The following is a 587-nucleotide window of genomic DNA, read 5'->3' as shown; positions in this document are numbered from 1 at the left end:
TCTGCCGGTATCCGACGTCGCTTCCGTGGCCACATATTTCCACGATGTGCTGCAGCAGCGCGTGGTCGGCAACCATGTGCACATCGGCTGGAGCACCCTCGAACTTCAGCCTGCGGCGGGGCGTCCGGTGGGTGGCGTGCATCTGGCCTTCAACGTGCCGGACAACCGCTTCAGCGAGGCAATGTCGTGGTTGCGTGAGCGCACGCCGCTGCAGCGCAATCCGGCGGGGCTGGACTACTTCGCGCTGGAGAGCAGCTGGCAGTCGCAGTCGGTGTACTTCACCGGCCCGGACGGCCTGATCCTTGAACTGATCGGCCGCCGTCGCCTGCCGGCCAGCGCTCGCGAAGGCGTGTTCCATGGCAGCGAGCTGACCTGCCTGAGCGAAGTCGGCCTGCCCAGCCGCGATGTCGACGCCGTACGCGAACTGTCCAACCAACGTTTCGGCCTGCAGCCGATCAGCCCGGCTTCGCCGCAGTTCGCACCGATGGGCGACGACGAGGGCCTGCTGATCGTGGTCGCGGCCGATCGACGGTGGTTTCCCGAGCAGAAGGACCTGCCCAGTGCGCAGGGGCTGTTGAGGCAGGTCG

The 587-nt window shown here is 67.0% G+C and carries 1 protein-coding gene; it reads left to right on the top strand.

The genetic code is table 11. The features are described 5' to 3' along the window. A partial coding sequence (locus tag FH975_RS00020; protein ID WP_162319529.1) for a VOC family protein occupies positions 1–587 on the top strand: 587 nt, incomplete at both ends.

Origin of the sequence: Nesterenkonia haasae (assembly GCF_010119385.1) — a bacterium.
GTDB classification, from domain to species: Bacteria; Actinomycetota; Actinomycetes; order Actinomycetales; family Micrococcaceae; genus Nesterenkonia; species Nesterenkonia haasae.
The sequence above is the reverse complement of the archived record's forward strand: the minus strand, read 5'-3'. Positions and strand labels throughout refer to the sequence as shown.